The following is a 13,723-nucleotide window of genomic DNA, read 5'->3' as shown; positions in this document are numbered from 1 at the left end:
CCGAATGGGAGCCGAAGCCAAAATTTGGGACGAAAGATCCGGTCCGGCTCGGAAGGATCCGAGCCGGGGCCGGCAGTCGCAGGGGAAATGTCGTACGGTCTAGGCGGCGGCTTGCGGCGTGCCGTTGAGGGCCTCGTCCATGGCAGCTGCGATGTCGCGCATGCTGATGACGGAGACGAGGCTGTAATCGTCGATGACCGGCAGGTGGCGGATGTGATGCCGGTTCATGAGATGGCGGACATGCTCGATCGTGTCCGCAGAGGTGCAGGACACCAGCTGCTGCACCAGGACGAGCTGCGAGACCTTCACGTTGACGGCGTTGGCCCCGTGCTCGGCGACGGCGCGCACCACGTCGCGTTCGGTGAACATGCCGACGGCGGTGTTGCCTTCCGAGCGGACCACGTCCTTGACCACCAGCGCGCTGATGTTGTTGGCGCGCATCAGCTTTGCGGCGATACCCACCGTTTCGTTCATTCGCACCGTGACAACGCGCGGCGTCTTCTTGCGCAGAATGTCTCCGACCAGCATTGCAACCTCCCTGGGGTGAACGTTGAGGGAAGTGTGGTATACATAATGCCAATCGTCAAGCGCTGCATTTGGCGGATCCGAAAAATCTTGCGACAGCAATACTGACGTTTGCGGCCGACCAAAAAAGAAAGGGGCGCATCGCTGCGCCCCTGTCCGAACCCTGCGATGTATCCGTGGCGGCTAGGCCGTCTCGGTCTTGGCGCTGCCGGTTGCGGTAGCCTCGCTCTCGGCCTCCTTGCCGAGGATGAAGGAGCGGCGCAGCGGCTTGATCACGAACAGCGCCATCAGCGCGGCTGTCGCGTTCAAGGCCACCGCGACCACGAACACGGCCTTCCAGCCATAGGCCGCCGAGATCACGCTGGCGAGCGGGACGAGCAGGGAAGCGGTGCCCTTGGCGGTGTAGAGCATGCCGTTGTTGGTGGTCGCGAATTTCGAGCCGAACGTGTCGCCGCAGGTTGCGGGGAATAGCGAGTAGATCTCGCCGAACACGCCGAAATAAACGGCGGTCGCGAGCACGAAGACGACGGGGATGTGGCCGTAGGCCGACAGCGTCAGCAGCATCAGCGCCGCCGTGCCGAAGGCGATGAACATGGTGTTCTCGCGGCCGATCGTATCGGAGACGAAGCCGAAGAACGGGCGGCCGAAACCGTCGAAGATGCGGTCGAGCGATATCGCGAAGGTCAACGCCGCCATCTGGAAGCCGGCGAGCGTGACCGGCGTGCTCGCGATCTTGAAGTCGTGCGCGATCGGGGCGATCTGCGCCGCGGTCATCAGCCCGCCCGAGGCGACCATGACGAAGACGAGGTACATCACCCAGAAAATAGGCGTCCGCAGCACTTGCGGCGGGGTGAAGTCGATCTTGGTCTGCGGCAGATTGAGCTGCTTCTTCTTCGGCGGGATCGAGAGCCGCGGCGGCTGGATGAAGAAAGCTAGCAAGAACACGATCACGCCCTGGCCGATGCCGAAGGTGAGGAAGGCGTGCTGATAGCCGCTGGACGCGATCATGGCTGCGATCGGCACGATGGTGAGCGCAGCGCCCGCGCCGAAGCCCGCGGCGGTCGCGCCGGCGGCAAGGCCGCGGCGATCGGGAAACCACTTCAGCGCGTTGCCGACGCAGGTGCCATACACCGCGCCCGCGCCGATGCCGCCGATGACCGCCGCCGTGTAGAGCAGCGTGAGCGAGTCGGCATAGGAGTTGAGGATCCAGGATAGCGCGATCATCACGCCGCCGAACATGATGACGATGCGCGGGCCGTATTTGTCGACGAACCATGCCTCGACCGGCACCAGCCAGGTCTCGGTGACGACGAAGACGGTGAAGGCGAGCTGGATCGCGGCGCGTCCCCAATGATGGGCGGCATCGATCGGATCGACGAACAGCGTCCAGCCGTATTGCAGGTTGGCGATCATCGCCATGCAGACGATGCCCATGGCGAGCTGGAGCCAACGGAAGCCGGTACGAAGAGGCGCGGCCGTGACGGCGCCATCCGTGCTGGAAATCATCAATAACCTCCCAACGCGCCTGATTGCTTACGACCTGGGATTGCAAGATGACCCAGTGTCGCAAATGTTGTGGCTTATCGTCGCAAGCGCGGAGGGCAGCTTGGTATACCATATTCCAGAAAGCAAGTCCTAACTGCGGCGGATTGTCACAAATTCTGAGGTTCCGTTTCGATGGGGTGGGGCACTCGCAAAACCTCGCCAAAACGAAAACGCCCGGCCGTGAGGCCGGGCGTCTGCTTGGTGAAGAGTTGTGGGCGCGTCAGGCGACGGTCGATTTCGCGACCACGACCTTGCGCCAGGGCTTGAGCACCGCGATCGCCAGCAGCGAGGCCAGGATGTTGGCGCCGGCTGCGATGATGAACACGCTGTCCCACGTGCCCGACGACTGCTGCATGTAGTTGGCGATCGGTACCAGTAGCGCGGCGGTGCCCTTCGCGGTGTAGAGCAGGCCGGCATTGGTTGTCGCGAACTTGGCGCCGAACGTGTCGGTGCAGGTCGAGGGAAACAGCGAGTAGATCTCACCCCAGGCGAAGAACACGAAGCCCGAGAGCAGCACGAACCAGATCGGATCGTGGCCCCAGAGGTAGAGCATCCAGATGCCGAAGCCTTCCATGCCGAAGGCGATGAACATCGTGTTCTCGCGGCCGATCATGTCGGAGATCCAGCCGAAGAACGGACGCGTCAGGCCGTTGAGCACGCGGTCGATGGTCGCCGCGAAGGTCACGGCCGTCATCGTCACCGCCATCAGCGTGACCGGCACGTTGTCGACCTTCCAGTCGGCCGCGATCGGCTTCAGGTTGGCCGTCACCATCAGGCCGCCGGCGCCGACGATCACGAACATGAAGTACATCAGCCAGAAGATCGGCTGACGCAGAACTTCGGTCGGCTGATAGTTACGGCGCGTCTGCAGCAGATTGGCGTTCGCAACGACGTTCGGCACCTGGCCCGCTTTCGGCGACAGCAGGAAGAAGGCGAGGATGCAGATGATGATGCCCTGGCCAAGGCCGAAATAGAGGAAGGTGGTCTGGAAACCGCTGTCCTTGATCATGGCCTGGATCGGCGCGACGGTCAGTGCCGAGCCTGCACCGAAGCCCGCGGCCGTGATGCCCGCGGCAAGACCGCGCTTGTCCGGAAACCACTTCAGCGCGTTGCCGACGCAGGTGCCGTAGACGCCGCCCGCGCCGATGCCCGCGATGATCATGCCGAGATAGAAGCCGTTGAGCGTGGTGGCCTGCGCGTTGATCGCCCAGCCGACGGCGCAGAGCACGCCGCCGATCAGTACGACGAGGCGCGGGCCGTATTTGTCGACGAACCATCCTTCGATCGGCACGAGCCAGGTCTCGAACAGCACGAATAGCGTGAAGGCCCATTGGATCGACGCGCGATCCCAGCCGAATTTCTTCTGGATGTCGGGGACGAAGAACGTCCAGCCGTATTGATAGTTTGCGATCATCACCATCGCGCCTACACCGATCGCCAGTTGCGCCCAGCGATACGTGTCGCTAACGCGCGCTGTTGTAGGGGCGGTTGCCTGCACCATGTCCGTCATAAAGCCTCCCGTGGCGCCTCTAATTTTTAAGCGAGCGCTGGAGAGGCATTCTTGTATGCATTATGCCAAGCTTCAAGCGCTGGTCCGGTCACCGTGCGCAAATGCCGCAGGCCGTTTCCCGGCCGCGGCTGTGACTCAGGACAGCACAAGTAGAAATGGCCCCGTCGTGCGGGGCCATTCATCAAAAGTCGTATGTGCACTGTTCTGAAACCCCGCCGAGTTGCGGGTCAGAGCAGGAAAGCCGGCTTACAGGCCGAAACGGGGAAGGTCGCCGTTGTGGTTCGAGATCTCGGCGCTCGCCATCAGGAAGCGGTCGACCGCAGCCAGGAAGCGGCTGAACAGCGAGGCGGAGGGAGCGAAAGCGACGGAAGCGGTCTTGGCCATTGGAAATCCTTTTCTCGAGACGGTCAGTGCTGGTGTCTCGTTTCGAAGGACAATCTATGTATACCAGATGCCAGCGTCTACGCATTTGTTTGCATAGCAGCATACGCTACCCCGCATTGCAGCATAATGCTGGGTTAATGCGCCCGTTTCGGGCTTAAAATGGCCCCGCAAAAGCAGCCGAAACCTGCCCGAAAGCCCGTTCAGGCTCGAAATCCCGCGGAATCAGGGGAGCGGGCGGGTGGATCTCCGACCAATGGCGGCCACGACCGAGGCCTTGGCAGGCCAAGTCAAAGCCGCTAGTGGTCTGCCCCCTTCCAATCATCTGTCAGAGTGGTTCATGTCGAGCGCCCCGCCCGCCGTCTCGATCGGCATCGATTTTGGGACCAGCAATACCGTCGTCGCCCTGGCGGCAGACGACCGCCGGGTCGAGGCCATCCGCTTCGACCACGGCGGACAGCGCCATAGCGTCTTCGTGTCCGCCCTGTGCTTCTGGGAGGAGCGGCCGGGCGCTGGCGCCCAGGCCGAAGGCGGCCCGTGGGCGATCGAGACGTTTCTCGAGGGACGCCATGTCTATCGCTTCCTCCAGTCCTTCAAGACGTTTGCCGCCAGCAGCAGCTTCCAAACCACCCAGGTGTTCCGCCAGCGCTTCAAGTTCGAGGACATCCTGGCGGCGTTCCTGCGGACCTTGGCGCGCCATGGCGGCGAGAAGTTCGGCTTCGAGACCTCCAACATCACGGTCGGCCGGCCCGTGCGTTTTGCCGGCGGCAATCCGGACGAGGCGCTGGCGATGCAGCGCTATCGCGCCGCCTTCGAGCGCCTGGGAGCCGGTCACGCGCGCTATGTCTATGAGCCCGTGGGCGCGGCGTTCTCGTTTGCCCGCCGGCTGGAGCGCGATGCCACCGTGCTGGTGGCCGATTTCGGCGGCGGCACCAGCGACTTCTCCGTGATGCGCTTTTCGCGCGCCGGCGGCGCCCTGCGCGCCGAGCCGCTCGGGCATGCCGGCATCGGCATCGCCGGCGACACCTTCGACTATCGCATCGTCGATCATGTGGTCTCGCCACGGCTCGGCAAGGGCTCCAGCTTTCGCTCGTTCGACAAGGTACTCCCCGTTCCGACTGGCCACTATACCAACCTCGCGCGCTGGCATCAGTTGGCGATGATGAAGAGCAACGGCGACCTGCGCGAGCTTCGCGACCTCGCCAAGACTGCGCTGAAGCCGAAGCTGCTCGAGGACTTCATCACCATCGTCGATTTCGATCTCGGCTTTTCGCTCTACCGCGCGGTGTCCGACGCTAAGGTCGCACTGTCGGGCAACGACGAGGTGGACTTCCGCTTCAAGGGCGGCGGCGTCGACATCGGCGCGGCCATCACGCGGAAGAACTTTGACGCCTGGATCGCCGACGATATCGCCCGGCTCGGCGCTACCGTGGACAAGGTGTTGGCCGAAGCCGGCATCACCGCGCGCGAGGTGGAGAAGGTGTTCCTGACCGGCGGCACCTCGTTCGTGCCCGCGGTGAGAAAGCTGTTCGCCGACCGGTTCGGCAACGAACGGCTGATGTCCGGCGACCAGTTCGAGTCGATCGCCTACGGCCTTGCGCTGATCGGGCACAGTCCCGATCCGGACAAGTGGACCGCGGACGGCGGGCTGGCGAAGAGCGCGTAGCGATCGCTCGCCGTCGTTGCGAGCGATCTGTGCGTCCAATCGAACGGTGCCGTAGGGTGGGCAAAGCGAAGCGTGCCCACGCGCCTGTCGCCGTATCGGAGAGATCATGGGCACGACGCAAGTGCGCCTTTGCTCACCCTACGACGCCGCCGTCGCCGCTACTGATTGATCTCGGGCTCGACCAGCTTCGCCAGATTGCGTAGCGATTCCTGCCAGCCGAGATAGCAGGCTTCGACGGGGATGACGTCGGGCAGACCCGACTGCGTGATGTCGATCTCGGTCCCGACCGAGACCTTCCTCAGGAGCACGGTGACCTCGATCTCGCCGGGCAGATTGGGGTCGTCGAACCTGTCGGTGTAGCGGAGACGTTCGCCGGGCACGAGCTCGAGAAATTCGCCGCCAAACGAATGGCCGTTGCCCGTCGTGAAGTTCCGGAACGACATCTTGAATGTGCCGCCGACCTTCGGCTCGAAATGGTGCACGGTGCAGGTGAAGCCGTTCGGCGGAAGCCATTTCGCCATCGCATCCGCTTCGACGAAGGCGCGATAGACCTTCTGCGGGCTGGTGGCGAGAACGCGGTGCAGACGGACGGTGCCGGGCATGTTCGTTGATCCTTCTGAATTGACGGGCCGACTCCACGTCTCTGACCCATTCATGTCACGAGGACGACGGGGACCTCGCCGATCCGACACGGCAATCGCAAATTATTCGCGGGTCGCCGGGCAGAGTTGCTAGACCCCTGCGACATCCTGCGCCGTCATCGTGAACGCCAGCCGATAGCGGCCGATCGTCGGATTGTCCTGCGCGCCCAGAGCGCCGAGCGACCCTGGCGATAGCGGGCTGGCGATCACAGCCTCGACGGCATCTTCATCGTAACCTGAGAGCAGCACGATCCAGTCGGCGGCGCCGTCCTTGCCGCGGATCTGTTGTTCCGTTGTGGGCGCGCTTGTCCGCGGCGTGTCGGTGCGCAAGAGATGAGCGCCGGTCAGCCCCGGCTTGTGCGCCAATGTGCCGAGCGTGGTCGAAAGGTTCGCCTGCAGGTCCGCCTCGCGTCCGGCCTGCGGTGACAGCCTGATCGTTGCGAGCGAGGTCGCAACGCCGCCGCCAAAGCTTTCGATCACGCGGCACTGGCTACGGACCATGCCGAGATGATGCGGCATCATCTTGGTCGACCATGGCGTCGGCGCGTTGAGCCGGTCGAGATAGAATTTCGAGGTGAGAACCTCGTACTCGGCGAGTTCGTAGAGCACGAAGAAGCCTTCCGGGTCCGTCGTGCTGCTCCAGCGCGAGCCGCGCCGAAAGCCCGGAATGCTCATCCGCTCCGGAAAGTGCTCATGCGAATGCCAGTCGCCGAACTCGGTGCGCTGCTCGGGGCGAACTCTCCACCACATCGCGACGGCGGCTTTGCCGAGCAGTGCCATGCTGACCTCCCTCTTTGTTGTCCGGCAGATTGCTTCAGGAGCCGCGCCCGATCAATCCAAGACACAATTCCGCTATGGTTCCCCGTTCAGCTCCTGCGGGAAATCGGGGGGAATTGTCGTTGCGCAGCACGCTGTGGGCTCTTGCCGCCATCCTTGTTTGTCTGGGCTCGCCCGTGCAGGCGGCAGGCATTCAGCTTCTGCAGTCCGATCCGGCGCTTTCAGGCGCGATCTGGTATCCCTGCGCGGGGGAGCCGACCCATGTGGCGCTGGGCAGTCTCTCGGTCGGCGCCGATTTCGACCTGAAGGGTGTGAAGGACTGTCCCGTTACGGGGGCGAAGCTGCCGCTCGTCATCTTCTCGCACGGACGGGGCGGGTGGTTCGGTGCGAACCATGACACCGAGGAGGCGCTGGCCAATGCCGGCTTCATCGTCGCCGCCATCAACCATCCCGGTGACACCACCAACGATTCGTCGCGGCGCGATACGCTGCCGGTGTGGGGATCGCGTCCGGCGGACATGGTGCGCCTGCTCGACTTCATGTTGACGGACTGGAAGGACAGGGCGGTGATCGATCCCGCCAAGGTCGGCTTCTTTGGTTTTTCGCTGGGCGGTTATACCGGTCTGGCGCTGATGGGGACCCGGCCGGATTTCTCCTGGCTTGCGGAAAATTGCAAGGAGACAACCGGAGTATGCGCCCAACTCCATAACGGAGAAACGCTGCCTGACCCGCCGCAGGATGCCCGGATCCGCACGGCAGTGATCGTCGATCCTGCACCCGCAGTTCTGACGCGCAAGAACCTCGCCGCGATCAAGATCCCGTTCCAGCTATGGCGATCGCAGTTCGGCGGTCCCGGCGTGGGCGACGGTTCGCCCGTGGCGCGCGTCGCGGGGTGGCTGGCCGGCAAGCCCGAGACGCACGTGGTTCCGGCCGGCCACTTCGCGTTTCTCGCACCGTGCACGCCGGAGCAGGCCGCAGCCGTTCCGCGCATCTGCGTGGACACGCCGGCGGACTTCGATCGCGCTGGCTTCCATCGCGAGTTCAACGCGGCGGTGGTGAAGTATCTTCGCGAGCAGCTCGGAGAGCAATGATGAGGCGACTTGGCTGCACGGTCGCGCTGCTCGTGCTCCTGCTTTCGCCCGCCGCGGCCGATCCGGCTTTGCCGGGTCTTGTTCGGCAAGATCGGCTGATACCGATCACGCTTGGTGATGGAAGCCAGGTCAAGCTCGAGACCATGGTCATCCGCCCGGATCGGCCAGGGCGCTTTCCGCTCATCCTGCTGGTTCACGGTACAAACCCCGCCACAGGGCAAGCGTTTCGCGCAGCGGCGGTGCGACAATCGCCGGCCGATCTCCTCAATGCCGCCGTCGCGTTTGCACAGCATGGTTATGCCGCCGCGTCGATCATGCGGCGGGGGTTCGGACGGTCGGAAGGGCCGTTTGCCGAGACGCTTTCCGGATCATGCGATGATCGGGACTATCTGACCGTCGGGCGGATCGCGGCTGAAGACGTCATCGGCGCCGTCGGCACGCTCCGGCATGAGCCCTGGGTCCAGCCCGATCAGGTTCTGTTGATGGGGCATTCGACCGGCGGCTTTGCGGTGACGGCTGCGGCGGCGAGCAATTCTGCCGGACTCGTCGGCGTCCTGAATTTCGAGGGGGCTCATGGCTCGGTCCCCGGCCGAACCTGCAGCGCGGATCGTCTCGTTGCGGATGCCGGCATCTTCGGCCGCACGGCGCGGATCCCGGCTCTATGGATCTATTCGGAGAACGATCATTATGTCCCGCCGGCTTTGGGCCGTCGCATGTTCGACGCCTACGTCGCCTCGGGCGCGCCGGCGCAGTTGCAGATATTGCCGCCCTTCGGCGTCGAGGGGCATGCCATGTTGCCGATGGGCCCCGCCGACCTCTGGTGGCCCCCGGTGGAGAGCTTCCTGAACCGTCTGCACTTGCCGACCTCGCTGGTCGTCGAGCTGCCTCCGCCCGCTGCCATTCCGCCGCCGACGCCGCTCAATGCGGCGTGCACGGGCTATTTCGAAGCTTACGTGAAGGCGTGGACCGACGTCAAAGCCTATGCCTGGAATCGTGACGGGCATTGCAGCTCGGTCACCGTCACCCAGCGGACGATCGACGACGCAAAGAACGAGGCGTTGCGCCAATGCGTGGCCGCATGGAAGGAGTGCTCGCTCTACGCGGTCGGACAGGCGCTGGCGCCTGGGTAGGGCTGTTTCTCTCCAAAGGATTGAGAACTGGCCAACCCGGCTGCTGTTCTTAACGAACAATCGATCTCGTGCTTGGATCGTCAGGCCAGGTCGTTCGCTATTCGGATGATGGCATCATACCCCTGTTTTGCATGACGCCTCGAATTGCTTTTCGGGACATCAGAAATCACGTTTGAGACCAAGGACTTGGCTACTGTGCATGGGGTTGTTTTTCAGTTTTTGAGTCTGGACCTGTGCTCGTTGGCGTTCTCATGAAAAAGGGCCGCCTCAACGGGCGGCCCTTTCGCTTCACGTGATGTGCTTCCGCTTACTCGGCGGCCTGCTTCTGCGGCGGGTCGAGGGCGCCGGACTTGTGGATCTCGGCGACCTGGTGATCGCTGAAGCCGAGCACGGCGCGCAGGATCTCGTCGGTGTGCTCGCCGAGCAGCGGGGAGCGGGTGACGTCGCTCGCGCTGTCCGACAGCTTGATCGGGTTGCCGACCGAGATGTACTTGCCGCGGGTGGGGTGGTCGACCTCGACCACGGTGCCGGTCGCGCGCAGCGACTGGTCCTCGGCGATCTCCTTCATCGACAGGATCGGGCCGCAGGGGATGTCGTCCTTGTTGAGGATTTCCATCGCCTCGAACTTGGTCTTGGTCATCGTCCACTGCTCGATGCGGGCGAAGATCTCGTTGAGGCGCGGCAGGCGGACGGCCGGCTTGGAATAGTTCGGGTCGGTCTTCCAGGTGGGCTCGCCGATCACGTCGCAGATCTTCTCCCAGACCGGGGCCTGGGTGATGAAGTAGATGTAGGCGTTGGGATCGGTCTCCCAGCCCTTGCACTTCAGGATGCGGCCGGGCTGGCCGCCGCCGGAGTCGTTGCCGGCGCGCGGCACGGCATCGCCGAACGGAATGCCTTCGCCGAACTGGCTGTATTCCTTGAGCGGACCGTGGGCGAGGCGCTGCTGGTCGCGCAGCTTGACGCGGGCGAGGTTGAGCACGCCGTCCTGCATCGCGGCGGTGACCTTCTGGCCCTTGCCCGAATGCGTGCGCTGGTAGAGCGCGGTGACGATGCCGAGCGCCAGATGCAGGCCGGTGCCGGAATCGCCGATCTGCGCGCCGGTGACGAGCGGCAGGCCGTCGCGGAAGCCGGTGGTGGAAGCGGCGCCGCCGGTGCACTGCGCGACGTTCTCATAGACCTTGCAGTCTTCGTACGGTCCGGGGCCGAAGCCCTTGATCGAGGCGACGATCATCTTCGGGTTGATCGCCTGGATCTTCTCCCAGGGGAAGCCCATGCGGTCGAGCACGCCGGGGCCGAAATTCTCGACCAGCACGTCGCACTTCTTGATCAGCTCGGTGAGGACTTCCTTGCCCTTGGGGTTCTTGGTGTCGAGCGTGATCGAGCGCTTGTTGTGGTTGAGCATGGTGAAATACAGGCTGTCCACGTTCGGGATGTCCTGCAGCTGGCCGCGGGTGATGTCACCCACGCCCGGGCGTTCCACCTTGATCACGTCGGCGCCGAACCAGGCGAGCAGCTGCGTGCAGGTCGGACCGGATTGAACGTGGGTGAAGTCGAGAATGCGAACGCCCTCGAGCGCTTTGGTCATGGTGTTGCTCCGTACTCTGTGTCTGCCCCTGCACCCGGCAGGGAATAAAGGGTTGAGGGGTGGACTTACTTCTTCTTCTGCAGAACGCTCTGCGGATTGAGGTTGCCGATGCGGCCGCTCTCAGAGCCGGCGGCCGGATCGATCACCGCGTTGATGAGCGTCGGCTTGCCGGACTTCATGGCTTCGTTGACGGCGCGCTTGAGCTCGTCGGGCGAGGTGGCGTTCACGCCGACGCCGCCGAAGGCTTCCATCATCTTGTCGTAGCGCGCGCCCTTGACGAACACGGTCGTAGCGGGATCGGCGTTCGCGCCGTTGACGTCGGTGCCGCGATAGATGCCGTCATTGTTGAAGATGACGACGCAGATCGGAAGGTTGTAGCGGCAGATGGTCTCGACCTCCATGCCGGAGAAGCCGAAGGCGGAGTCGCCTTCCACCGCCAGCACGGGGTGACCGGTTTCGAGCGCGGCGGCGATCGCCTGGCCCATGCCGATGCCCATCACGCCCCAGGTGCCGACGTCGAGACGCTTGCGCGGGCGGTACATGTCGATGACGCCGCGGGCGAGATCGAGGGTGTTGGCGCCTTCGTTGACGAGGATCGCCTCGGGGTACTCCTTGATGACGTTCTTCAGCACGCCGAGCGCGCCGTGATAGTCCATCGGCGACTTGTTGTTCATGAGCTTCGGCGCCATCTTGGCGACGTTCTCTTCGCGCTTGGTCGAGACGGCCTTGGTCCAGTCGGCGGGCGCGGTCCAGCCCGTACCGATGGCCTGGTTGAAGGCGGCGACGACCGAGCCGATGTCGCCCACGACGGGCGCGACGATCTCGACGTTGGAGTCCATCTCGCGCGGCTCGATGTCGACCTGGATGAACTTCTTCGGCGTCTCGCCCCAGCTCTTGCCCTTGCCGTGCGAGAGCAGCCAGTTGAGCCGCGCGCCGATCAGCATGACGACGTCGGAATCCTTCAGCACGGTCGAGCGGGCTGCGCCGGCGCACTGCGGATGGGTGTCGGGGAGGAGGCCCTTGGCCATGCTCATCGGCAGGAACGGCACGCCGCTCTTCTCGACGAAATTCTTGATCTCTTCATCGGCCTGCGCGTAGGCCGCACCCTTGCCGAGGATGATGAGCGGACGCTTTGCGCTCTTGAGCACGTCGAGCGCGCGCTTGATCGAAGCGGGCGAGGGGAGCTGTGCAGGCGCAGCGTCGATCACCTTGACCAGCGATTTCTGACCGGCCTCGGCGCTCATCACCTGGCCGAACAGCTTTGCCGGCAGGTCGAGATAGACGCCGCCCGGACGGCCCGAGACCGCAGCGCGGATGGCGCGGGCAAGGCCGATGCCGATGTCCTGGGCGTGCAGCACGCGATAGGCCGCCTTGCACAGCGGCTTGGCAATCGCGAGCTGATCCATTTCCTCGTAGTCGCCCTGCTGCAGGTCGACGATCTCGCGCTCGGAGGAGCCCGAGATCAGGATCATCGGATAGCAGTTGGTGGTGGCGTGCGCGAGCGCGGTGAGACCGTTGAGGAAGCCGGGCGCGGAGACAGTGAGGCAGATGCCGGGTTTCTTGGTGAGATAGCCGGCGATGCCCGCCGCATAACCCGCATTCTGCTCGTGGCGGAATGAGATCATGCGAATGCCCTCCGCCTGCGCCATGCGGCCCAAATCCGTGATCGGGATGCCCGGCACATTATAGATGGTGTTGATGCCGTTCAGCTTGAGCGCGTCGATGACGAGATGGAAGCCATCCGTCAGTTCCTGCTCGGTGCCCGGTGCCTCGGACTTGGTCGCGGTGTTCAGCATGGGCCTTGTCTCCCTGGTCTCAATACTGGGGCGAGTTTTTCGCCCTTCTGGTGAACTTTGCTGGGTGAACAGTTACGTAAGCAGTTAGTTGAACAATTCCTGGCCATGCGCTTCGACGTAAGCGGCAAGGCCAAGGGTGTGGTCGCGGGCGCGCTTCTCGGCGAGCTCGGTGTCGCGTGCTTCCAGCGCTTCGATCATGCCGAGATGCTCGGGCAGCGAGGTCGCGGTACGGTCCTTGCGCCCGATCGTCAGCTGGCGATAGCCGCGGACGTGGAGCAGCAGGTCGTTGGTGAGGTCGACCAGGACAGGGGATTCCGACAGCGAGATCAGCGCCTGATGGAAGGCGATGTTGGCCTTGGAATATTCCTCGACGTGATCCTCGGGCAGGCGGTCCTTGCCGAAATCCTTGAAGAAGTCGCGCAGCGCCGTGATGTCCTTCTTGCGCGCGGTGGTGGTGATCAGGCGCGCCGCCATGCTCTCCAGCGCCGCCCAGGCGCGGATCATGTCGACGATCTCGCTCTTGGTCCTTCGCACCACCATGATGCCGCGGCGTGGAACCGTCTTGACGAAACCATCCTGCTCGAGCATCGCGATCGCTTCGCGGATCGGCGTGCGGCTCACACCCAGGCGCTCGGACAGCGCCCGCTCGTCCAGCATCACCGGCTCGGGCGTCGAATAGATGTCCATCTTGAGGATGGCTTCCTTCAAGGCGTCATACGCCTTGTTCTTGAAGCTGCTCTCCGGGGCAATGCGAACGATTGCGATGTCTGCCTCGGCCATGTTCGGCAACGCCTTGGTTGGTTTCCGTAGTGACACGACGAATCTCCTCCAGTGGGAGTCGTCTTTTACAGGATTATTAACGGGAAAGTTTTTGGCATACCACATGCCAGAATGTCAAGGCGGCTATTTTTTGCGGCGTTCTAAGCGATGCTGCAGCTTGACAAGTTGGCTTCTGGCATACCAAATGCCATCGCCAGCCATTTTTGATCCAAGGCGGCGGAGTATTCTCAGGCTTTATGCCGCTCCGGCCCGCGACATGGAGCAGAGCGCGGCGAATGGCAAGCATCACGGGCAGC

12 protein-coding genes are annotated in these 13,723 nt (G+C 63.7%); 3 read left to right on the top strand and 9 right to left on the bottom strand.

Annotated features, from left to right (window positions below):
- Positions 1-99 precede the first annotated feature (99 nt).
- The 4 genes from QRQ56_RS32705 to QRQ56_RS32690 form a co-directional block, all read right to left on the bottom strand.
- A complete protein-coding gene (locus tag QRQ56_RS32705; protein WP_438745533.1) occupies positions 100-528 on the bottom strand; it encodes a CBS domain-containing protein in 429 nt (142 codons plus the stop codon).
- Positions 529-708: 180 nt separating this feature from the next.
- Positions 709-2,031, bottom strand: a complete 1,323-nt coding sequence (oxlT, locus tag QRQ56_RS32700; protein ID WP_438745532.1) for an oxalate/formate MFS antiporter — start codon at positions 2,029-2,031, stop codon at positions 709-711.
- Positions 2,032-2,290: 259 nt separating this feature from the next.
- Positions 2,291-3,580 carry an oxalate/formate MFS antiporter gene (oxlT, locus tag QRQ56_RS32695; RefSeq protein WP_438745531.1) on the bottom strand — a complete coding sequence of 430 codons (1,290 nt, stop codon included), beginning with the start codon at positions 3,578-3,580 and terminating at the stop codon, positions 2,291-2,293.
- Between the two features lie 246 nt (positions 3,581-3,826).
- Complete coding sequence (locus QRQ56_RS32690) at positions 3,827-3,964, bottom strand: hypothetical protein (protein WP_174718928.1); 138 nt, start codon at positions 3,962-3,964, stop codon at positions 3,827-3,829.
- A gap of 337 nt (positions 3,965-4,301) precedes the next feature.
- Between QRQ56_RS32690 and QRQ56_RS32685 the strand changes: the two genes are divergently transcribed.
- Positions 4,302-5,627, top strand: a complete 1,326-nt coding sequence (locus QRQ56_RS32685) for an Hsp70 family protein (RefSeq protein ID WP_438745530.1) — start codon at positions 4,302-4,304, stop codon at positions 5,625-5,627.
- Between the two features lie 158 nt (positions 5,628-5,785).
- Here QRQ56_RS32685 and QRQ56_RS32680 read toward each other — a convergent pair whose 3' ends face one another.
- Positions 5,786-6,229: an SRPBCC family protein gene (locus QRQ56_RS32680; protein ID WP_438745529.1), complete on the bottom strand. Its 444-nt coding sequence runs from the start codon at positions 6,227-6,229 to the stop codon at positions 5,786-5,788.
- Positions 6,230-6,358: 129 nt separating this feature from the next.
- The gene (locus QRQ56_RS32675; RefSeq protein WP_438745528.1) at positions 6,359-7,048 is read right to left on the bottom strand and encodes a hypothetical protein; all 690 of its coding nucleotides are present in this window, start codon (positions 7,046-7,048) and stop codon (positions 6,359-6,361) included.
- Positions 7,049-7,167: 119 nt separating this feature from the next.
- On the opposite strand from QRQ56_RS32675, the gene QRQ56_RS32670 reads away from it, so the two are divergent.
- Together QRQ56_RS32670 and QRQ56_RS32665 are read left to right on the top strand one after the other, a co-directional pair.
- The gene (locus tag QRQ56_RS32670; RefSeq protein ID WP_438745527.1) at positions 7,168-8,136 is read left to right on the top strand and encodes an alpha/beta hydrolase family protein; all 969 of its coding nucleotides are present in this window, start codon (positions 7,168-7,170) and stop codon (positions 8,134-8,136) included.
- The gene (locus tag QRQ56_RS32665; RefSeq protein WP_438745526.1) at positions 8,133-9,266 is read left to right on the top strand and encodes an alpha/beta hydrolase family protein; all 1,134 of its coding nucleotides are present in this window, start codon (positions 8,133-8,135) and stop codon (positions 9,264-9,266) included. Before QRQ56_RS32670 ends, QRQ56_RS32665 begins: the two co-directional genes overlap by 4 nt.
- A 307-nt stretch (positions 9,267-9,573) precedes the next feature.
- Here the strand turns inward: QRQ56_RS32665 and frc are convergent, their stop codons facing one another.
- The 3 genes from frc to QRQ56_RS32650 all read right to left on the bottom strand — a co-directional run bounded on the left by frc (position 9,574) and on the right by QRQ56_RS32650 (position 13,427).
- Positions 9,574-10,851 (bottom strand): formyl-CoA transferase, encoded by a 1,278-nt coding sequence (frc, locus tag QRQ56_RS32660; protein WP_438745525.1) that lies wholly within the window; start codon positions 10,849-10,851, stop codon positions 9,574-9,576.
- 65 nt (positions 10,852-10,916) lie between these two features.
- Positions 10,917-12,647: an oxalyl-CoA decarboxylase gene (gene oxc / locus QRQ56_RS32655; protein WP_438745524.1), complete on the bottom strand. Its 1,731-nt coding sequence runs from the start codon at positions 12,645-12,647 to the stop codon at positions 10,917-10,919.
- An 84-nt stretch (positions 12,648-12,731) separates the two neighbouring features.
- On the bottom strand, positions 12,732-13,427 hold the full coding sequence (locus tag QRQ56_RS32650; protein ID WP_438745665.1) for a GntR family transcriptional regulator: 696 nt from the start codon (positions 13,425-13,427) through the stop codon (positions 12,732-12,734).
- Between the last annotated feature and the right edge of the window lie 296 nt (positions 13,428-13,723).

Source organism: Bradyrhizobium sp. U531 (assembly GCF_051710265.1).
Classification (GTDB): Bacteria; Pseudomonadota; Alphaproteobacteria; order Rhizobiales; family Xanthobacteraceae; genus Bradyrhizobium.
Note: the sequence above shows the minus strand (reverse complement) of the source record. Positions and strands in the feature narration are given on the sequence as shown.